Genomic DNA, 19,396 nt, shown 5'->3' on the forward strand with positions numbered 1-19,396 from the left:
ATGGTCTGTTCTCCCGCTTTTTTTCCGCAAACCGCGCCTACCAGACAAACGCCCCGACGCTACAGGTCGGGGCATGGCCTCTATCGGATTGCGGCAGCTCACGCCTGCGCGGTCCACTTGACTGCGGCGTAGTCGTAAAAGTAGATTCCCGGCTGCTGGGGAATGTGCGGAAACCAGAAGTCTTTCATGTAGCTTTTGGCCGTCAGCCCTTGAAAATGCAGCGAGTACAACCGCTTGAAGGCACCGCTGGCCAGATCCTTGCAAAAAAGCTTTCCGTCGATTGCATACACTTTTTTCTTGCCTGCCAGACTCTCGGCCCAGAGCGGTCGATTCAAATTTTCGTCGAAAAAGGCATCGCCAAACGTCCCGTGCGTATGTGATCTGCCGGAGTAAGAGCGGAAGTAAAGCAGAAAAAGCACCATATCCGACACAAGTGGCACCCCTTCGATCACCTGGTCGAATTCGAGAGTCTTCTGCACAAGCAGCCGAAACATTTGCGGGTTCACAAAATATTGCATCGTCATGTTGCAGAATCGATCCAGCGTGTCCAAGCCTATGAAACTTGTCCACGCGAACTCCATGGAAAACGCTTGAAACTCGGGCTGATTGACATTGGTGTAGAGCATCACGTCCGAGTCCAGGTAAAAGCAGCTCTGCAGCCTGTTTTTGCGCATGAAGTCGCGGAGAATAAACCAGCGCTGAAAACAGAACAGATTATATTCGTAGCTCATGACATGCATGTGCCGATACACCTTCGCAAACATTTGCGCCGTCTGCATGTACGAATCCAGCGGAACATGGATGATGCCCGGAGCGGCATGTTTGCGATTCGCCTCTTTGCCGAGCAGGTAGACGGGAGATTGGGGGTTGCTGAGCTTTGCTTGCCGCAAGCTGTAGGCTAGATAGTCGTCATCGCCCCTGTGCATGAAAATGATAGGCAAGGTCATCGGTGCACCCCTCCTGTTCATTCATTTTTCCTTCACCTTATGCGTTTTTGGCTGCGGCGGAAACGGCCACTGCTTGCGCCTGCTGCCTAAATCCGCCGCCCTGTGCCAGAGAATGGGGGATTACACCCGTTTCCCGCCATCTGCGACGTTCATATCGTAATGTAGCATGATCGCTATTTGGCATAGTCAGCCGATTTTCTCGAAGGAGGTACATGAGTGGGAGGAACATGGACAGACAGGGAAATCCTGGCCGAGATCGGAAAACGTACATGGTACCATAAAATTCAACTGCGCCCTGGGATCGCCACCCCCGGCCTGAAAATTTTGGAGCCGCTCTGGGAGAGTACGCGCAAGTCCAGAGCACACATCAACTACACGGGCAAACGCGTGCTGGACATCGCCAGCTTTGACGGGATGTGGGCTTTCAAGGCAGAGAAGCTCGGCGCCTCGCTTGTCGTCGCTACCGATTGCATGCAGCCTCTGTACTCCAATTTTGAACTGTGCAAAGACATTCTCGGCAGCAAGGTGCTCCCGTTGTATAACATTTCTCCGTACAACCTGTGGGAAGGGCTGAAAGTGCTGCTGATGGACGATTTTACCGTTCCGCTGCCGTTCCCGCAGCAAATCCGCCACAACTTGTTCGATATCGTTCAGCATACCGGCCTCCTCTATCACGTGCGCGATCCGCTGTGGACGTTGTCGCAAGCGCGCAGCGTCATCAAGACGGGAGGACATCTGCTTTTGGAGACCGCCTGCATCCTGGACGACAACGAATCAAAAATGATCTACAACGGCCCTCCCGGCAACATGACCCGAATCTATCACGACATCACCACCTACTGGATTCCTTCCATCAGGTGCTTGCGGGAAATGCTCGCCAGCACGCTGTTTGAAGTATTGCCGCAAAGCATCTCGACGATCAGCTCGGGAACGAAAAACAACTATCCGATCGGCCGCGTCACCATGGTGGCAAGAGCGATCAGCGGGCGCGAAACCGCCGCCGATTCGTATGCGGAGCTGCTGCGCATTTACCGTAATCCGGGCTTGGTTCCTGACTACCTGTAATCGCTGTACGCACGAGGCATTGTGGACGGGCAACCGGGTGTGCGCTCCCTCACCATCGCGAGGGCGCACACCTGCTTGCTTTTTGCCGCCCACAAAAATAAGAAAAGTATCCCGATGCAAAATCCGGTTCTTGTACATATTGTATTGCAGGCGTGCTGTTTATTGCTGCGCTGACTTCTTGGAAAGGAGTGACAGAAGTGTCTAGTGGGCAGCTACCTCTCGTCAGTATCGTAACCCCTTCCTTCAACCAGGCAAAATTTATTCGCGAGACGATCAACAGCGTGCTTCTCCAGGACTACCCGAATCTGGAGATGATCGTGATCGACGGCGGGTCGACAGACGGTACACTCGCCATTTTGCAGGAATACGCCAACGCGGACAGCCGCTTCCGATATATTTCCGAGCCGGACAACGGGCAATCTCATGCGCTCAACAAAGGCTTTACGATGTCGCAAGGAACGATCATCGGCTGGCTCAACTCGGACGATACTTATCTTCCCGGAGCGATCCGCAAGGCGGTTAACGCGCTTTTGCAACACCCGGCTTGGGGAATGGTTCATGGGAAATGCCAGGTCATCAATGAACACAGCCAGGCCGTCAACACATTTCCTTCCTCGCACGCCGATTCCAAGCAGTTGTACTACACCTGCTGCATCTGCCAGCCCGCTGCTTTTATTCGCCGCCACGTCATCGCGCAGATGGGCGGCGTGGACGAAAAGCTGCATTTTTGCATGGACTACGAACTCTGGATGCGGATCGCCAAGTTTCATCAGATCGGCTTCGTCCCGGAGTTTTTCGCCAACGCGCGCATCCACGCAACCTGCAAGTCGACGACCCAGTGGCACTCGGTCGGGATTCCGGAAGTGTTCAAGTCGCTCGCCAAGCATTATTTGAGCATTCCCAGCGGTTGGGTGTCACACGTCTCGCAATATCGCGGGATGGGCGTCATTGACCTGTTGAAAATATACAAGTCGTTCCCTTCCAATTCCGCGCAAGTCACGAGCATGAACCGTTTTGCCGGCTCATGGGCTCCCCCTGTCCTGCGCATTATCGTCCAGTCCGATCCGGCGAATCCCGCGCACATCCTGCTCATTAAAGGCCAAGTTCCCGCGGCCCGCGCGAAGCTGGAAAAACCTTTTCACTTGACTGCGCTCGTAAACGGGGGGCGAGCCAAGACATTTACCGTAGAAAAATCGCAGTTCGCCCTGGAAATTCCGCTCGATCCGCGCACGAACGTTCATCGCGTAGACATCTCTTCTTCGCTCATCACCCCATCGTCTGTCCCGTCCTTGCAAAACAGGCTGGTCGGAGGTTATCAGGCCGAAGAAGTGATTCCGCTCTCCCACGATGAATTTGTGGTGTACCAAACGTTTTCCAGAGCGTGACAGACTTCACATGTACAGTCTCGTTTCGATGACGGCCGCCGCTCCCGCGATTGCCAGCAGGAGCAGAATCGGGTAGGCGGCTGGTACATACGCGTACACCGCCACCGTCAATACGGCCACCCACATGCCCATGCACCAGTGGCAACTGAGCAGCTCGCCAATCCAGCGGCGCACTTTTCCTCCTTTGAACCGGTATTGGCGATTCATTTGCCCGCTGGCGTCCGCTTCGTACACGACGGTAAAAAATGGCTTGCGCAGAAAAGAAGTGATTTCGTCATAGACGATCAAATGAGTGAGACGAAAGCTGGCCAACACGAGAATGACCAGGTCAATCCACGAGATGCCAAACATCCACTTTTCCCTCTTTCCAATATTTTGTGGTTTTCTTTGCGGTGGAATCTCTAGTACCATGGGAGGGCGACAAACCAGAGAAAGGCGTGATGACATGAATCGCAACATTTCGAAGATTGCAGCTATCCTTTCCCTGTCCGTCACCTTCACCATGATCGGACAACCAGCCTTTGCCAAAACGACTTTTTCCCCTTTGAAAAAAGGGATGAATAATGCGCGTGTACTCGAAGTGGAAAAAATGCTCGATGCCCTGCACTTCGACCATAAGCTGAAAGTAGACAAGCTTTATACCGCCGACACGGTTTACAACGTCAAGCAATTTCAAAAGAAATACAAGCTCAAGCAAACGGGAATCGTCAACAAGGCTACCTACGACAAGCTGAAAAAGACGTACAATGCGCTTGCGAAAAAGCCTGCGCCAAAGCCGGAAACACCTGCCAAACCTTCCCAGCCAGCCGACCAGTCGGTGACGCTCAAGCTGGGCTCCACAGGTGAGCGCGTCAAAGATTTGCAAAAGATGCTCGCCGACCTGGGCTACAAGGTAACTGCGACAGGCAATTTCGACGACTCGACCCGTTTTGCCGTCATGCTGTTCCAATCCCGCAACAAGCAAACGTTGACGGGTGAAGCAGATGCGAAGACGTACAAAGCGATTGAAACCCAGTACAAGAACAACAAAAATCAACCGAAGCCAGACCCGGCACCAACTCCAACGCCGAAGCCGCCAGTAACTCCAGCGCCGACGCCAACCCAGCCGGAAACCCCGCAAAAGCCGGACACGGGCGCACAAGTGCCGTTGCCTGCCGAGCTTACGGCAGACGAAAAAGAAATGGTGCAACTGGTGAACCAGGAGCGCGCGAGCCGCGGACTCGCTCCGTATCAGGTAGACATGCAACTGGTCAAAGTAGCGCGCGTCAAGGCGCAGGAAATGGTCAGCAAAGGCTACTTCAGCCACACCTCTCCGACGTACGGCTCGCCTTTCCAGATGATGGACACCTTTGGTATTCATTATATTGCGGCCGCAGAAAACATTGCCCAAAATCCGTCCGTGAGCGGCGCCCATCAAATGTTCATGAACTCTTCGGGCCACAAGGCGAACATCGTCAGCTCCACCTACGACTACGTCGGGATTGCTGTCGTGAACGGCGGCCCGCACGGAAAAACGTTCGTGCAAATGTTTTTGAAAAAGTAAACCACCCGAATGGAAAAGCCATCATTTCGCTTCCGAAATGGTGGCTTTTTTTTGCTCAAAACGACACAGCGATCCGGTTGTTGGCGGAAAAATGCACCGATTGATCGTTGCAGAGGACGATTCCTTCCACGACGATCGCTTTGCCCGACTCTTGCTTCAGGAAGGAAACCTGGAAGTTTTGAAACGATTCTGCCGACTGCGGGGGAATCACCACTGGCTGGATGGGCGCAATCCAGTATTCGCCCCGCTCCATCGCCTGCGCGAACCAGTCGTCGTCGAGGTATCTCCAGCCTTTCAGGCCGTTGCTTCCTTGCACGGCCAACGTTTCCACGAGCTTTGGCGGCAAAATTTGCCCGCCCATCTTGATCGAATCGGCAGGCGTCACCCGCAGGCACACGATCGGGTTGTACAGCACCTCTGTCCCCGTATTTTTGACTTGCAGCGTGCCGATCAACAAGTACGGCTTCTCGGCTGAGTCGGAGTGGATCAGCGTATAGTCGAAAAACACTTCTGCCGCCGTCCGCGGTTCTGTGGACGGTTCTTGAGGCTGGTCGGATGTAGTTGCTTCTATTGGAATAAGAGCAGTTGCTTCTGCTTGCAGCACCTGCACCGTTCCTGCTTGTTGCGCCGCTCCTGCCTGCTCCACGGCTCCCGCTTGTTGCGCCGCTCCTGCCTGCTCCACGGTTCCTGCTCGCTGCGCCGCTTCTGCTTGCTCCACGGTTCCTGCTCGCTGCGCCGCTTCTGCCTGCTCCACGGTTCCCGCGTCAGCCTGCCCCGCTACCGCCTGGGTCGCCCGTTCCTCCCCTTCGTTTTCAACCGCCAGCAAAGCCGCTTCCTGCTGCTCGCTTTCCTCTTTTCCATCCCGCTCATCCTCGTGCGCTTCCGGCCGATCAAGCAGCAGCTCTACCTCATCCAGCAGTTCCGCCTCAGCATCTGCCAGCGTCGTCGAATCTGCGGCACGGCTTTCTTCCGTTGTCCATACGCTGGAGTAAAACAGCTTCAAAATGTTCGGCGGGAGGTAGGCCAGCGGCTGAATGCGCAAGCCGCTCTGCATATACTCCAAAATTCCCGAAGCGAGGTAGAAAGCAATTTTTTCCCCATACGTCCTGCGGCGATGCACTTCGGTATGCAGCGGAATTTGCAGTTGGATGTGCACGATTCCGCTAGTTTGCTTTGAGCCTTTGCTCACCTTTTGCTGGCAAGGGATTCCGGTCTGCTTCAGCTCTGCCTGCAGGCATCTGATGAGCTCCCTTTGCCGCTCGTTCTCGTGCGGATACAGAACGAGCCGCGGTTTTTCCAGCAGACGCAGCTCCTTCATGCTGAACCTAATCGCGATATCGGTATTTTTGGCGAGGGCGAGGTTGTTTTTCGTCAGCACGACCTCCATGCCATAATCGGAGACGAACCGCTGCACCTTGCCCAGCACTTCCCATTCATAGGCGGCTTCTGTAGCAGAGCTTCCTGTGAAGAGAACGCAAACCTTGCCTTTCAATCCCGAATCCAGATCAATCCGTTTTTGTTTCGGGTCCCATTTCAGTTGAAATCCGTTTTGCTTGCAAAATAAGCGAAAAGCAGGCAGAGCCGCGTACGGCATCGTCCCGCCACGCTGCCCGCTGTAGTAGACCTCGACGTCCATCTCCGTTCACTCCCTTACGACACTAGCTAAACTCACTCCGCCATATTGTATGAACGCCCAGTGGCAAAAGTGAGCAATTTTGGCACTGGGCGTTCCTTCCCAGGCTGTACGGCATACCATGGCAACTAGAAAGGAGTGGTCATATGTCCGTCGAGCAACCGCCGCTGATCTCTATCATCATTCCTGTAAAAAATGAAGGAGACAATGTGCGCTCCACGATGACTTCCCTCGTCAATACGAGAACGAATATGAGCTATGAAGTCATCGTGGTCGATGATGCTTCTACTGATAATGGCTGTCATTTTTTGCGCCAACAGGAAACCGGCAAAAACATCAAGCTGATTACGACAGAAGGCATCGGGGCCGCTGCCGCGAGAAATCTGGGCGTGGAGCAGTCGCGTGGAAAATATTTGATCTTTTGCGATGCTCACCTCACTTTTGAAAACTTTTGGATCGACCGCATGCTGGAGCTGGTTCTCACGAAAAAGGCGGACGGCGTCGCCCCGGGAATCGCCTCCATGACCGAGCCGCACAAGATCGGCTACGGCCAAAAGCTCGATCAGAAGCTCGGCGTCGTCTGGTATCCGAACCCGCATCGCCCTTCTCCGGTCGCGATTTTGCCAGGGGGCTGCTTTCTCGTCACGCGGGAGGCGTTTTTGAAGGTGGGCGGCTTTGATCGCGGCTTTCGCGTCTGGGGCTTTGAAGACATCGAATTTTCCATCAAAATGTGGCTGTTCGGATTCACTTGCCTGGTCCATCCTTCCGTGAAAATTTTGCACCTGTTCCGGCAAACCCATCCTTATACAGTGGTGCACGAGCACATCTACTACAACATGCTGCGGATGGCGTACAGCCATTTTAACGAACAGCGGATCGAGGCGACGAAAAAGCTCATCGTGTACGCGAATGCGAACGAGATCGAAGACGACGTCCTCACCTCCGGCGCAGCGGCCCAGCGAATCCGCTACCTCGCCCAGCGCAAGCGCGATGACAACTGGTTTTTCCAACAGTTCCAGATCCCGTTTTGATCCGTCCTTCACCTAAAAATGGGCATTCGTTGACAAGCAAATTTCCCCTTGCCCACATAGTATGTAACTGCAAAGCAAATCCCCTAGGAAAGGAAGGATTCTTACGGTGAAACATCCTGTGAAGCCCATTATGGGTCGCCAGCTCCCTACACCGACGCCGACCGCTACTCCTCCGATCCCGAACAACCTTCAGGAAGAGTGTATTCGCGTCCAAAAGGTGTACGACTGGGTCGTTCTAGCTAACAGCTACCGCAACAAGATTGCCCTTCCCGACGATTGTCGAGCTCTTGTGGACGCAGCTATTCGCGCTGGGCAAGAAATCACGATTTCGTGCGTGGAGCCTGTGTCTCCCGGACCTTCTTGCAATGTCGTCAGCATTCGCCGTGAAAACATCACCGTCAATGGAGCCACCGTTCGCGTAGGTGTCGTCCGCTTCGTGTTCGGCGCAACCGTTGTCGTGCGTATATTCGCAGACGGAACCCCACTCTGCGAGTTCACGACAACCGTCCAGTTCGATCAGGAGGTCGTACTCTGCCTGCCTGAACCACTCGACGAGGACAACATCGTTTGCCGCATCAGCGCCCTGGAGTGCAACCCAACTGGAAACGTCCTCCTCGGCGGCATGGTTCAACTCGATGTCATTGTCTGCGTGGAAATCCAGGTCGAAGCGGAAGTCAAACTGGAAGTGCTGGCCAAATTCTGCTCGCCACGTCCTAACAACATTCCTGTACCATCGCCAACGCCTTCCTTCCGTTGCCCGCCGATCACGTTCCCGCCACAATGCCCGCCAATCTTCCCAGTTCGCAACTGCGATTGCCAGGCGTCCGTGAACGCACTGATTTCGAACGTTTCGATCAGCATCGGTATCCCGCTCGAACTCGCCGTCGGTACTATCCAACTGATCGCCGACATCTGCCCAAGCTGCGATCCGTCCAGCAGCTCGTTTACCTTTAACTTCTTTGACACTGTCCTTACTGATCTGTTGGGCGACCAAAGCTTCAACTTCTCGCCGACTTCGATCAGTTCGCCGACATGCATTACCGTCCTGCCAGGCATCGAGCTGTTGACTGGTCTCGTCGTGACAGGTACCGGGGTAAGAACGTTTACCGCAACCGGCACCCAAGAGATCCTGACCTACTCGTTGACTCTCGCCGAAACTGGCCTTGGCCTGCCGGACGTCATAATCCTGACTCTGACCGATACAAACGGCGTTCTCGTCTTCTCTGGCAACATCACCATCGTTCCAGACGAGCAACTGCTTGTGCGCGATTGCGTCACCTTCCAGGATATCGTCATCACCACACCGTAAAGACTCCGCGACCAATAAATGCTTTCCTACCGGGAGAAGGCCATGGCTTCTCCCTTTTTTGCGTTTCGTCTGCGGTTTCGTTTGCTCTACCGGGATACATGCACCATTTTGCATGCGTCACATATGTCTATAGAGGATCATCTTACGGAAAAAAGGAGGACAACACGGTGCTTAAAAAGAGAACCTCCAGCACAAGCAAGCCCAAAGCCGGAAACGAGAAGCTCCTTTTGCTGAAAAAACAGGCGTACTACTACGAAGACAAAGCAAACCAACTGGGCCTGCGCGTCGTGGAGCTTGAAGAACAAATAGAAGCGATCAGCCAGGAAAACCAGGAGTACCAAAACCAACTGGAGGAGCTGCAGCAGACGCTTTCCACGCTGGATCAGAAAGCAAATGAATGGCAACAGTACACCGATCAGTCGCAAAAGCTGCTCGCCGAGCTGGAAGCAAAGCTCGACCACTACCAGAACCTGTCGCAGCAGCGCGAAAAGGCCATTGCCGCCTATAAAGACCGGGAAGGCAAGCTGAAGCAAACGATCGAAGAGTTGAAACAAGAAATACACAACCAGGAAAAGTCTCCCCGTCTGGCAGAGGCGCTCTCCAAGCACGAGGCCCAGGAAGCCCACTTGCGGGAGCATATTGAACTGCTGCAGCGCAGGGTGGAGAGCTTCGAGAAAAAAGAAGCGCAATGGGAGCAGCGGCTGGCCGAGCTGAAAGCATTCGAGTCTGCGAGCGAGCACGCGCTAAAGCAACTGGAAAGCGCGAGGCAAAAAGAAGCTGAATTGACGCAGATTATCGCCTCCCAGGAGCAAATCAATGCGAAACTGCATGAAGAGCAGCAACAGCAGCGCAGTAATATGGAAGAACTGCTTGCGGAACGCCAGCATTTGCTCGAGGCGATTACCCGGCTGGAGCAGCAGGAACAATCATGGAAAAAAGCGTTTGACCATATGCACACCGAATACGAGAGCGCGCAGCAGATCGAGCAGGAGCAGCTTACCCAGTTGGAACAGTTGCAAGGGCAACTGGCGCAAAAAGACGCCGAGCTGCAAGCAGCCCAGCAAGCTTACGAGGAACTGAGCGACCAGCACGTCCAGACGCTGGAACAGCTCCACACCGCCACACAGCAGCTCGATGCATCGAGCAAACAGTTGGAAGATACGACCTCGCAGTTGCACAGCACCTCTGCCCAGCTCGACGTAACGAGCAAGCAGTTGGAAGACGCGACCTCGCAGCTTCAAAGCACCTCTGCCCAGCTCGACGAAACGAGCAAACAGTTGGATGACACGACCTCGCAGTTGCACAGCACCTCTGCCCAGCTTGACGAAACGAGTAGGCAACTGGACGCCGCTTCCGAACAGCTCGAAGCTGCCAAAGATCGCGAAACGCAGCTTTTGGCGACGCAACAGCAGTTCGAGAGTGCTATCGCTCATTGGGAGCAGCAGGAGCTGATCTGGACAGAAAAGCTGGACCGAAAAGACGCCGAGCTGCAAACGGCTCGCCTCGCCTATCAGGAACTGAGCGACAAGCACGACCAGACGCTTGAACAGCTCCACACCGCCACACAGCAGTTCGATGAAACGAGCAAACAGTTGGAAGATACGACCTCGCAGTTGCACAGCACCTCTGCCCAGCTCGACGAAACGAGCAAGCAGTTGGAAGACGCGACCTCGCAGCTTCAAAGCACCTCTGCCCAGCTTGACGAAACGAGCAAGCAACTGGACGCCGCTTCCGAACAGCTCGAAGCTGCCAAAGATCGCGAAACGCAGCTTTTGGCGAAGCAACAGCAGTTCGAGAGTGCTATCGCTCATTGGGAGCAGCAGGAGCTGATCTGGACAGAAAAGCTGGACCGAAAAGACGCCGAGCTGCAAGCAGCCCAGCAAGCTTACGAGGAACTGAGCGACAAGCACGACCAGACGCTGGAACAGCTCCACACCGCCACACAGCAGTTCGATGAAACGAGCAAACAGTTGGAAGATACGACCTCGCAGTTGCACAGCACCTCTGCCCAGCTCGACGTAACGAGCAAGCAGTTGGAAGACGCGACCTCGCAGCTTCAAAGCACCTCTGCCCAGCTTGACGAAACGAGCAAGCAACTGGACGCCGCTTCCGAACAGCTCGAAGCTGCCAAAGATCGCGAAACGCAGCTTTTGGCGAAGCAACAGCAGTTCGAGAGTGCTATCGCTCATTGGGAGAAGCAGGAGCTGATCTGGACAGAAAAGCTGGACCGTAAAGACGCCGAGCTGCAAACGGCTCGCCTCGCCTATCAGGAACTGAGCGACAAGCACGACCAGACGCTTGAACAGCTCCACACCGCCACACAGCAGCTCGACGAAACGAGCAAGCAGTTGGAAGACGCGACCTCGCAATGGCAAAGCACCTCTTCGCAGCTCGATGCTACGACCCGCCAACTGGAAACGGCAACCAAGCAACTCGAAGTCGCTGCCCAACAACTCGAAGCCGCGCGCGATCACGAGACTCAGCTTTTGGCGAAGCAGCAACAGCTCGAAGCGAGTATCACGCACTGGGAACAGCAGGAGGCGTCGTGGAAACAGACGCTTGAGCAAAAAGACGCCGAGTTGCAAGCGGCGGCCAAAAGCTACGCGGAATTGAGCAGCAAGCACGACCAGACGCTGCGACAACTGCGCACCGCCGAAGAAAAGCTGACCCAGCAGCAGAAAGAGGAAAGCAGTTGGAACAAGCGGCTCGAAGACACCATCCAGTCGTTTAAACAGCAGCTCAAAGAAAAAGAAAAGCAGCTTGAGCAAATTACTATTCAGGAGCTTGTCTTGAAAAAGACAGTCGCCGGGCTGAAACAGCTAGTCAAGGAGCACCAGGAGAAAGAGGAGAAATACAGACAAGCTATAAAAGACTTCAGCCAAAAGGAAGCGCGGGCGAACAAGGCGCTGAGCCAAATGCCGAGCACCAGCCATTCGACGGCAAACGTCTCGTCTTCCACTCCCCTGTCGTTCCAGATGCCGCCGCACACCCAGCAAGGGAACACATTCAACCCGTTCAAGTGACCTGCCCCAATGTGCCATAGCCGTTACCACTCGGCGCCTTGCTGAATAAAACATAGTACAGTACAGAAAGAGAGGGATATCCATGACACCAGATCAACTTCGCGCACTTTACAATCAGCGTCAGCAACGCCCCGTTCGCCAAGGCATGCGTCCTTTGGGAATGCCGCCATCGCCACTGCCAAAATCCGGGCCTGTGCACAACGTCAAACCCATTGTCCAAACCAAAACAACCGGGGGATGCTGCGGCAGGCGTTGGCAAGGCTAATGCAGTAAAAACACCCTTTTCCATGACCCGTTCTGTGTGGGAAGAAATGATCCGGCATTGCCAGGAAGAAAAACCGTATGAGGCATGCGGCTTGCTTTCGGGAAGAGGCGGCAGCGCCGAAACCATCTGGCGGATGGAAAACATTTTGAAGCGACCCGACGCTTTTGCCATGAACACGCGGCAAATCCAGAAGGTGCTGCAAAAAATCGCATTCCGGGGGGAAAATCTGGTCGGAATCTACCATTCCCATCCAACTGCTCCACCCGTGCCGTCCACGGAAGACATCGCCCACGCCAACTATCCGGAAGCGGCCTATCTCATCGTCTCCCTTGCTTCGCCAAAGCCTGCACTCGGTTGTTATCGCATTTGGGGGGCGAGGGCCTTTTCATGCCCTCTCCAGCTTGAATAAAAAAACAGACAGAACGGCGGGGTCATCGCTCCCGCCGTTCTGTCTGTTCTATTGTCGTGACGATCAGCCATTCCCGCTGTTCCCAACTGACAAAATCATCTTCCCACAACACCTGACACCGTTCCTGGTCGATGTTGATGACGACACCTCTGGCACCATCTTTCACAAATACGACCCCATCGCCTACTTGTATCACCGGTATCGCCGCCCATTATCCGAGTCTGAAAATAATCCCGTGGCCGCCCTTTGGATACTCCCACTTGATGTTCTCGTACGGACAACCGATGCGGCAGCTTCCGCATTCGTGGCACCCCTCGTATCCCACGTGCATCCGCATTTCTTCCCATTTGTACACCTCCGCCGGACAGAAGATCGTACAGAGCTTATCCGGGCACTGCGTCGCGCATACATCCGCGCTCAGCACGTGCAGATGCGACTGGGTGTCGGCCTTGAAGCGAACGAGATACTGCTTTTCCTCGATCGATTGCCCTTTGGGTATTTGCGTCATCACTTCATCACCCTCCATGCATTCATCAGATCGCGCGCCATTTTCCACTTGTCCTTGGCGCTGCCCAGGTCGCTCCATATTTTTTTCTGCTTGCTCCACTTCGAGCTGCCATCGACCGTGAACATCTGGCTGGCCGCCCGGTTCATCATCGGGATGTACCGTTCGAAGTAGTGCGGGGACTTTTCAAAGTGATGCGTAGCGTCCTTGTACTTTTTCAAATCCTGGCCGACAAAGCTGTTCAACAGGTTGGTCCGGTACGACCCGAGCATTTTTTCCGAGTAATCCCCGGCTTCTCGGGCGGTCAAAATCGTTTCCGCCGCCATGACCCCGGAAGCCATCGCCATGTTCGAGCCTTCGCGATGGATCGCATTGACAAGCTGTGCGGCGTCGCCGACGACGATCACGCCGTTGCCGACGACTTTGGGCATGGAGCGATAGCCGCCTTCCGGGATGAGATGAGCCAGGTACTCCTGCTGCTCGCAGCCTTGCAGGTACGGGCGAATCATCGGGTGGTTCTTGACGTAGTCCAATAGCTCATACGGCTTGATCTTGTGCTTAATCAGCCCGGACAGCATCGTGCCCACGCCGATGTTCAGGCTGTCCTTGTTCGTGTACAGCCAGGCTGTGCCCAGAATCCCTTTGGTCGAGTCGCCGAAAATTTCGATCGTACAGCCGTGGTCGCCTTCCAGATTAAAGCGGTCCTCGATAATTTTGCGATCCAGCTTGAGCACTTCCATGACGGCCAGCGCAACCTCGTCCGGCCGAAATTCCTTGTGAAAGCCGAGCGATTTGGCCAAAAGCGAATTGACCCCGTCTGCGAGGACGACCACATCGGCATAGACGTCGCCATCGGGGCGGTCCGTCTTGATCCCGACTACTTTGCCGTCCTCGACGATACAAGATAGGGCCACCGTCTCGTTGAGCAAAAGCGCTCCTTGCTGCACCGCTTTTTCCGCAAACCACTGGTCGAATTTGGCCCGCAGCACCGTGAAGTTGTTGTAAGGCTCCTGCGCCCACTCCAGACCTTTGTAGCTGAAGTTGAGGGCGGATTCCTTATCCAGCATCATGAAGCGCTGTTCGACGATGGGCCGTTCGACTGGCGCTTCCTTGTAAAATCCGGGGATGATGTCCTCCATCGTCTTGCGGTACAGCACCCCGCCCATCACGTTTTTCGACCCCGGGTATTCGCCGCGCTCCATCAACAGCACATTGACGCCAGCCTTCGCCAATGTGTAGGCGCAAGCGGTTCCGGCCGGACCTGCACCGACTACAATCACGTCAAACTTCTCAGCCATACGTAACCTCCCTGTCCGGCTCCTTTTGGAACGCTTTCATCAACAACGGCACGATTTCAAACGCATCGCCCACAATCCCGTAGTGGCAAGCCTGGAAAATCAGCGCGTTCGGATCTTTGTTGATCGCAATAATCAGTCCGGAGTTGCGCATGCCGACCAGGTGCTGGATCGCGCCGGAAATCCCGATCGCAAAATAAATTTTCGGCGTCACCGTCACGCCTGTCTGTCCGACCTGATGGGCATGATCGATCCATCCCGCCTCCACGGCATCCCTACTCGCCCCGACCGTCGCCCCGATTGCTTCCGCGAAACGGTGGATGAGGGCAAAGCCTTCCTTGCTCCCCAGTCCTTTTCCTCCCGCCACGATGACGTCCGCTTCATCCAGTCTGACCTTTTCCTTCGTTTCCCGCACGATTTTCAATACTTTGGTGCGAATGTCCTCTTCCGCAAGCTGGATGCTCTCGCGGATCACCTCGCCTGTTCGGGTGGGATCAGGCTCGAGCGCCTTCATGACTTTCGGACGAACCGTCGCCATTTGCGGGCGGTGCTTTTTGCACAAAATCGTCGCCATGATGTTTCCGCCAAACGCCGGGCGGCTGGCTTCGAGCAGCCCTGTCTCCGCATTGACGTCAAGCATCGTCGTGTCGGCCGTCAGCCCTGTCTCCAGATCGGTAGCGACGGCGCTCGCCAAATCTTTGCCCGTCGAAGTCGCTCCGTACAAAATGATTTCCGGCTTGTGCTTCTGCACGCACTCGATGACCGCGCGCATGTACGACTCTGTGCGGTAGTCGGCAAAAATGCGGTCGTCGTAGACGTACACCTGATCTGCCCCGTACGGAAAAGCGGTTGGCGCCAGCTCCGTCACGCCCTCTCCGATCAACAGACCAGCGAGCGGCACGCCCCGTTTGTCCGCCATTTGCCGGCCTGCCCCAAGCAATTCGAGCGACACGGGTGCAATCCGCCCTTCCCGCGCCTCCAGATACACCCAGATGCCCCGATAATCGTCCAGATTCATGCCTGCCCCTCCTTCACACGAAACAACGTCTGTTTTCCCCGAAGGACTTCCATCAAGCGCTCAACCTGCTCCTGCGGGGTGCCCTCCAGCATTTCCCCTCCCTTTGGCTTTTCCGGCGGCCATACCTTCGCCACGATCGTCGGCGAGCCTTTCAGGCCGAGCAGGCTCCGGTCGATATCTCCGAGGTCGTTCACCGACCAGACAACCGGATTGTACCGGGCTGCGCGCAGCATGTTCGGCAGCGGCGAGTACGGCACCTCGTTGATCTCCTTTTCGACGGAAAACAGGCAGGGCAAGGAAGACTGGACGACCTCATAGCCGTCTTCCAGCTTGCGGTGAACGATGGCGAAGCCTTGCTCCTTGTTGACCTCGACCACTTTTTTTACGTTGGTGAGCGGAGGAATGTCGAGTCTTCTCGCCACTCCCGGACCGACCTGACCCGTGTCGCCGTCAATCGTCATTTTCCCGCAGATGACCAGGTCAACGGGCTGTGTCTCCGCGATTTTCTCGATCGCCTTGGTGATCGCATAGCTCGTCGCCAGCGTATCCGCCCCGGCAAACGCGCGGTCCGTCACCAGGTAGCCAGCGTCTGCACCGATCTCGACGCATTTGCGGATCGCTTTTACCGCTGGCGGTGGTCCCATCGTCACCACGGAAACTACGCCTCCATAACGCTCTTTCAAACGGACTGCTTCCTCTACCGCGTGTGCGTCATACGGGTTGAGAATCGCAGGTGCGCTGGCACGGTCCATCGTGTTTGTCTTCGGATTCATCTTGATGATCTTCGTGTCCGGCACCTGCTTGATACAAGCTACGATGTGCAGCATGAACAATCCCCCCTTGCTGCCGGGCGCGGGCTCGTTTTTTCCAGTCAAAGGTTGTCTTTCTTTCGCGCAATACATAGCGGGCAGCTTGTCGTTCGTTGTTACTAACCTATTGCAAGGCAGGCAGGCTTAGACCTGAAACGAACGGACTGCCGGCTCGTTCCATGAAAAAAACAGGCGAGCGAGCCGAAGCTCCCTGGCCTGTTTTGGCGGCAAAACGTTTGCGGCGCGATCACGCCCGGCGGATCATGCTGACCAAATCCCGGGGGACATGGGTAATCGGCTCGCAACCGTCCCGTGTCACGATGACGGTGTCCGAATGGCGAAAGCCGCCAAGTTCCGGCACGTAGAAGCCTGGTTCAACCGTAAACACCATGCCTTCCTGCAGCAGCGCCTCTTCATCGAAGCGGAAAAAGGGCGGCTCGTGAATGTCCAGCCCGATGCTGTGCCCAGTGCGGTGAATCGCGTACTCGCCGTAGCCCGCCGCCTGAATGACAGCGCGAGCAGCCCGGTCCACCTCGCGCATCGGCACGCCCGCCTTGATCGTCTCAAGCGCGGCCTGCTGTGCGCGAAGCATGACGGCAAACGCTTCTTTTTGCCGCTCTGTCGCTTCTTCCACGAAGCAGGTGCGTTCGCATTCCGCTATGTAGCCATGCACGACAGCGTGATGCGTATGAATGAGAACGTCCCCTCGCTCCAGCTTGCGCGTCGTCGAAAAGACGTGGGGCATAATGGAGCGCGCCACTCCCGATGGCGTAATGGATTGCGTATGCACAACCGCATTCGGATAGCGCTTGGCGGCTTCCCGCAAAACAGCCGTGCGCCCCGCATCGTCGACTTCCAGCTCGCTTGCCCCCGGGCGAATGGCCGACAGAGACGCCTGCACAGCGAGACTGACCAGCTCCCCGGCAGCGCGCTTGCATATCGCCCAGCCCCCGTTGAGCAGGCAAATTCGGCAGTTGGAGGAAGAGGTCGGCGTTCAGCTCTTTTTCCGAACGAATCGGCACGTCGAACTGACGAGCGCAGGCAAAGCCTTTCTCAAAAAAGCGTACCAACTGCTCGATCTGGTCGAGGAAGCCTGCGACACGGCGCGAATGGCAGCAAGGGCCGAGCACGGCAAGCTGCTCATCGGCTTTACGGGAACGGCGCACCATCTGTTGCCGATTGTGACGGCTTACCGTGAGGCGTATCCGAACGTAAGCCTGAACCTGCAACTGCTGGGCACGACTGCACAAGTCCAGGCCCTGCACGACAAGCGAATCGACGTCGGCTTCCTTACGCCGCCAGTCAACAGCGACCAACTGATTGTGAAGCCGTATTTTTCCCCGGAGATCGGGGCGATTTTGCCTGAGCAGCATCCGCTTGCGCAATCCGGCGAGCCGATTCGTATCACGGATTTGGCGGACGAGTCGTTCGTCATCACCCCTCGCCAGATCGGCCCCGGCTTTTACGACACGGTGACGAAGGTTTGCCACCAGGCAGGCTTTTCGCCGAAAATTACCGTCGAAACCCACGACATGCAGACGGTTATCGAGCTGGTTTCCTCGGGAATGGGGGTATCGCTTGGCCCTCGGCTTCCTTTGGCGGGCAAGTCCGTCGCCTTCCGGGCGCTCTCCGACGTGAGCATTCGCCTGGAGGCTGGCGTCGCCTACCGGATGGATGAGAAGTCCGAACTCGTCCATTCGTTTTTGGAGCTGTTTTTCCGCTTGTTCCCGCACGAAACGCAGTCATGAAGCATCGGCTCGGCCAGGCGCTGGTGCGCCGTCTGCTGACTGGCAGCGGCAGGCTCTCGCTGAAAACAAGAAACCCACCTTGGATTACCGGGTGGGTTTGCTTGTTTTTATGGCTGCCGCTCGTTGTGCAGCGAGTCAGGCAGTTGTCAATTGTTCAAAGATGATCGAGGCGGCGACTACTCCGATGCCCGATACGGACGCGTTCAGATTGGTGTCTCCGCTCAAATTTTGCAGCGTGATAACGTCATTTTCGAACAGGTTGACGACGGCGTGCCCTGTGAGCACCCCTTAAGAGTTTTCGCCGTAGCTGGTTCCGGCCAGAAGCACGCCATTTGCAAACAGCGCAAACGGCCTTCCCACTTCTTGAACGTTCAGCTCATACGTGATCTGGTACACCCCTGCTGCAAATTTCCCAAAAGGTCCTTTCAAATTACGCTCGTGCCTCCCCAGTTGTTCCAAGGCGCGCGCGAGTTCCACCTCAACGCCGAATACGTCGACCCGTCCTACATTCGCAACAAGCTTTCGTTCGATTTCTTTACCAAAATCGGTTCGTACGCGCCGCGGGCCGAGCACGTCCTGCTCTATCTCAATGGCGAATGCATCGGAATCTATCTCAAACTCGAAGCAGTAGATGATATTTTCCTAGCGGACCGCGGCCTGCCCGCTGGTCCCATCTACTACGCGGTGAACGCCAATGCGAATTTCTCCCTGCTCCGCCACAAGACCACCGAGGCAAAAGCAGCGCTAGAAGCCGGGTATCAGCGGAAGCTGGGCACGGAAGCAGACGACGGTTATTTGCGCGAGCTCATTTTCCGTATTAACGCCACACCGCAAGCCTTGTTTGCTCACATCATCAAAAAGTGGCTCGACATCCCGCAATATTTGCGCTGGCTAGCCGGAGCAGTCTGCACGCAAAATCTCGACGGCTTCGTCCACAGCTACGCGTTGTACAGACACGCGGAAAACAAACGGTTTTTCATCATCCCCTGGGACTACGACGCGACATGGGGACGCAATGTGAACGGACGTGTGCTCGCTCCGGAAAATTTGCGCGTCCAAGGCTTCAACACGCTGACGGCGCGCCTTTTGGATGTCCCGGCGTTTCGCACGCAGTATGTCCGGCTGCTCCAGGACATCCTCGACACGACCTTTACCGTCGAACATTTGCGGCCGCATATTCTCGCCCTGCACGACGCCTTGCGCCCCTACGTCTCCATGGACCCATACAAACAAGACGTCCTCGCCACCTTCGCCACTGAGCCTGCGTTTATTTGCGCCTTCATCGAGGAGCGCAACCAGTTTTTGCGCCAAAGCCTGAAAACCTTTCAGCATCCGCGCTCCGGCTGAGCGAAAACACAGCAGGCGCGCATCCACGCTTCCCAGACACACAACAATCCTGCCCCTTTTGCCC

General features: G+C 55.6%; 20 protein-coding genes. 9 read left to right on the top strand and 11 right to left on the bottom strand.

Annotation, left to right across the window (positions count from 1 at the left end):
- Positions 1–98 precede the first annotated feature (98 nt).
- Entirely contained in the window at positions 99–947 is an 849-nt protein-coding gene (locus AC27IT_RS03805) for a hypothetical protein (RefSeq protein WP_025848183.1), read from the bottom strand.
- 216 nt (positions 948–1,163) lie between these two features.
- On the opposite strand from AC27IT_RS03805, the gene AC27IT_RS03810 reads away from it, so the two are divergent.
- Positions 1,164–2,012: a DUF1698 domain-containing protein gene (locus tag AC27IT_RS03810; protein ID WP_340673224.1), complete on the top strand. Its 849-nt coding sequence runs from the start codon at positions 1,164–1,166 to the stop codon at positions 2,010–2,012.
- 197 nt (positions 2,013–2,209) lie between these two features.
- A complete protein-coding gene (locus tag AC27IT_RS03815) occupies positions 2,210–3,397 on the top strand; it encodes a glycosyltransferase family 2 protein (protein ID WP_283858990.1) in 1,188 nt (395 codons plus the stop codon).
- 6 nt (positions 3,398–3,403) lie between these two features.
- Here AC27IT_RS03815 and AC27IT_RS03820 read toward each other — a convergent pair whose 3' ends face one another.
- On the bottom strand, positions 3,404–3,748 hold the full coding sequence (locus AC27IT_RS03820) for a DUF1360 domain-containing protein (RefSeq protein ID WP_005833772.1): 345 nt from the start codon (positions 3,746–3,748) through the stop codon (positions 3,404–3,406).
- 94 nt (positions 3,749–3,842) lie between these two features.
- Between AC27IT_RS03820 and AC27IT_RS03825 the strand changes: the two genes are divergently transcribed.
- Positions 3,843–4,940, top strand: a complete 1,098-nt coding sequence (locus AC27IT_RS03825) for a peptidoglycan-binding protein (RefSeq protein WP_340673225.1) — start codon at positions 3,843–3,845, stop codon at positions 4,938–4,940.
- Positions 4,941–4,995: 55 nt separating this feature from the next.
- On the opposite strand, the gene AC27IT_RS03830 is transcribed toward AC27IT_RS03825, so the two are convergent.
- Positions 4,996–6,576 (bottom strand): hypothetical protein, encoded by a 1,581-nt coding sequence (locus AC27IT_RS03830; RefSeq protein ID WP_340673226.1) that lies wholly within the window; start codon positions 6,574–6,576, stop codon positions 4,996–4,998.
- A gap of 143 nt (positions 6,577–6,719) precedes the next feature.
- On the opposite strand from AC27IT_RS03830, the gene AC27IT_RS03835 reads away from it, so the two are divergent.
- The 4 genes from AC27IT_RS03835 to AC27IT_RS03850 all read left to right on the top strand — a co-directional run bounded on the left by AC27IT_RS03835 (position 6,720) and on the right by AC27IT_RS03850 (position 12,610).
- Positions 6,720–7,604, top strand: coding sequence for a glycosyltransferase family 2 protein (locus AC27IT_RS03835; RefSeq protein ID WP_327945324.1), 885 nt, complete (start codon positions 6,720–6,722; stop codon positions 7,602–7,604).
- Between the two features lie 106 nt (positions 7,605–7,710).
- On the top strand, positions 7,711–8,913 hold the full coding sequence (locus tag AC27IT_RS03840) for a BMQ_0737 family morphogenetic spore coat protein (protein ID WP_487091604.1): 1,203 nt from the start codon (positions 7,711–7,713) through the stop codon (positions 8,911–8,913).
- A 167-nt stretch (positions 8,914–9,080) separates the two neighbouring features.
- Positions 9,081–11,936 carry a hypothetical protein gene (locus AC27IT_RS03845; protein ID WP_431809264.1) on the top strand — a complete coding sequence of 952 codons (2,856 nt, stop codon included), beginning with the start codon at positions 9,081–9,083 and terminating at the stop codon, positions 11,934–11,936.
- A 287-nt stretch (positions 11,937–12,223) separates the two neighbouring features.
- Complete coding sequence (locus AC27IT_RS03850; protein ID WP_197187660.1) at positions 12,224–12,610, top strand: M67 family metallopeptidase; 387 nt, start codon at positions 12,224–12,226, stop codon at positions 12,608–12,610.
- A 22-nt stretch (positions 12,611–12,632) separates the two neighbouring features.
- Here the strand turns inward: AC27IT_RS03850 and AC27IT_RS03855 are convergent, their stop codons facing one another.
- From AC27IT_RS03855 to AC27IT_RS03880, 6 genes are all read right to left on the bottom strand, one after another.
- Positions 12,633–12,806, bottom strand: a complete 174-nt coding sequence (locus AC27IT_RS03855; protein ID WP_005833785.1) for a hypothetical protein — start codon at positions 12,804–12,806, stop codon at positions 12,633–12,635.
- A gap of 15 nt (positions 12,807–12,821) precedes the next feature.
- Entirely contained in the window at positions 12,822–13,118 is a 297-nt protein-coding gene (locus AC27IT_RS03860) for a ferredoxin family protein (protein ID WP_005833787.1), read from the bottom strand.
- Positions 13,118–14,413: an FAD-dependent oxidoreductase gene (locus AC27IT_RS03865; RefSeq protein ID WP_197187659.1), complete on the bottom strand. Its 1,296-nt coding sequence runs from the start codon at positions 14,411–14,413 to the stop codon at positions 13,118–13,120. Before AC27IT_RS03865 ends, AC27IT_RS03860 begins: the two co-directional genes overlap by 1 nt.
- Positions 14,406–15,428, bottom strand: a complete 1,023-nt coding sequence (locus AC27IT_RS03870) for an electron transfer flavoprotein subunit alpha/FixB family protein (RefSeq protein WP_005833791.1) — start codon at positions 15,426–15,428, stop codon at positions 14,406–14,408. The genes AC27IT_RS03865 and AC27IT_RS03870 overlap by 8 nt, the downstream gene beginning before the upstream one ends.
- Positions 15,425–16,255 (bottom strand): electron transfer flavoprotein subunit beta/FixA family protein, encoded by an 831-nt coding sequence (locus AC27IT_RS03875; RefSeq protein ID WP_005833793.1) that lies wholly within the window; start codon positions 16,253–16,255, stop codon positions 15,425–15,427. The genes AC27IT_RS03870 and AC27IT_RS03875 overlap by 4 nt, the downstream gene beginning before the upstream one ends.
- A gap of 229 nt (positions 16,256–16,484) precedes the next feature.
- Entirely contained in the window at positions 16,485–17,138 is a 654-nt protein-coding gene (locus AC27IT_RS03880) for a M24 family metallopeptidase (protein ID WP_005833795.1), read from the bottom strand.
- Between AC27IT_RS03880 and AC27IT_RS03885 the strand changes: the two genes are divergently transcribed.
- On the top strand, positions 17,116–17,985 hold the full coding sequence (locus AC27IT_RS03885) for a LysR family transcriptional regulator (protein WP_431809265.1): 870 nt from the start codon (positions 17,116–17,118) through the stop codon (positions 17,983–17,985). The two genes, AC27IT_RS03880 and AC27IT_RS03885, sit on opposite strands and share 23 nt — an antisense overlap.
- A 135-nt stretch (positions 17,986–18,120) precedes the next feature.
- Here the strand turns inward: AC27IT_RS03885 and AC27IT_RS03890 are convergent, their stop codons facing one another.
- Together AC27IT_RS03890 and AC27IT_RS03895 are read right to left on the bottom strand one after the other, a co-directional pair.
- Positions 18,121–18,270, bottom strand: a complete 150-nt coding sequence (locus tag AC27IT_RS03890; RefSeq protein ID WP_487091605.1) for a hypothetical protein — start codon at positions 18,268–18,270, stop codon at positions 18,121–18,123.
- A gap of 3 nt (positions 18,271–18,273) precedes the next feature.
- Entirely contained in the window at positions 18,274–18,414 is a 141-nt protein-coding gene (locus tag AC27IT_RS03895) for a hypothetical protein (protein WP_487091606.1), read from the bottom strand.
- Between the two features lie 21 nt (positions 18,415–18,435).
- On the opposite strand from AC27IT_RS03895, the gene AC27IT_RS03900 reads away from it, so the two are divergent.
- Entirely contained in the window at positions 18,436–19,332 is an 897-nt protein-coding gene (locus tag AC27IT_RS03900; RefSeq protein WP_051556876.1) for a CotH kinase family protein, read from the top strand.
- Positions 19,333–19,396 lie beyond the last annotated feature (64 nt).

The sequence above is a fragment of the Brevibacillus sp. YAE8 genome, from assembly GCF_057543335.1.

Excerpts from the sequence above, each read along its gene's own strand:
- AC27IT_RS03860 (WP_005833787.1), bottom strand. The coding sequence starts at position 13,118 with ATGACGCAAATACCCAAAGGGCAATCGATCGAGGAAAAGCAGTATCTC.
- AC27IT_RS03870 (WP_005833791.1), bottom strand. The coding sequence starts at position 15,428 with ATGAATCTGGACGATTATCGGGGCATCTGGGTGTATCTGGAGGCGCGG.
- AC27IT_RS03850 (WP_197187660.1), top strand. The coding sequence starts at position 12,224 with ATGACCCGTTCTGTGTGGGAAGAAATGATCCGGCATTGCCAGGAAGAA.
- AC27IT_RS03825 (WP_340673225.1), top strand. The coding sequence starts at position 3,843 with ATGAATCGCAACATTTCGAAGATTGCAGCTATCCTTTCCCTGTCCGTC.
- AC27IT_RS03865 (WP_197187659.1), bottom strand. The coding sequence starts at position 14,413 with ATGGCTGAGAAGTTTGACGTGATTGTAGTCGGTGCAGGTCCGGCCGGA.
- AC27IT_RS03805 (WP_025848183.1), bottom strand. The coding sequence starts at position 947 with ATGACCTTGCCTATCATTTTCATGCACAGGGGCGATGACGACTATCTA.
- AC27IT_RS03885 (WP_431809265.1), top strand. The coding sequence starts at position 17,116 with ATGGCCGACAGAGACGCCTGCACAGCGAGACTGACCAGCTCCCCGGCA.
- AC27IT_RS03835 (WP_327945324.1), top strand. The coding sequence starts at position 6,720 with ATGTCCGTCGAGCAACCGCCGCTGATCTCTATCATCATTCCTGTAAAA.
- AC27IT_RS03875 (WP_005833793.1), bottom strand. The coding sequence starts at position 16,255 with ATGCTGCACATCGTAGCTTGTATCAAGCAGGTGCCGGACACGAAGATC.
- AC27IT_RS03820 (WP_005833772.1), bottom strand. The coding sequence starts at position 3,748 with ATGTTTGGCATCTCGTGGATTGACCTGGTCATTCTCGTGTTGGCCAGC.
- AC27IT_RS03830 (WP_340673226.1), bottom strand. The coding sequence starts at position 6,576 with ATGGACGTCGAGGTCTACTACAGCGGGCAGCGTGGCGGGACGATGCCG.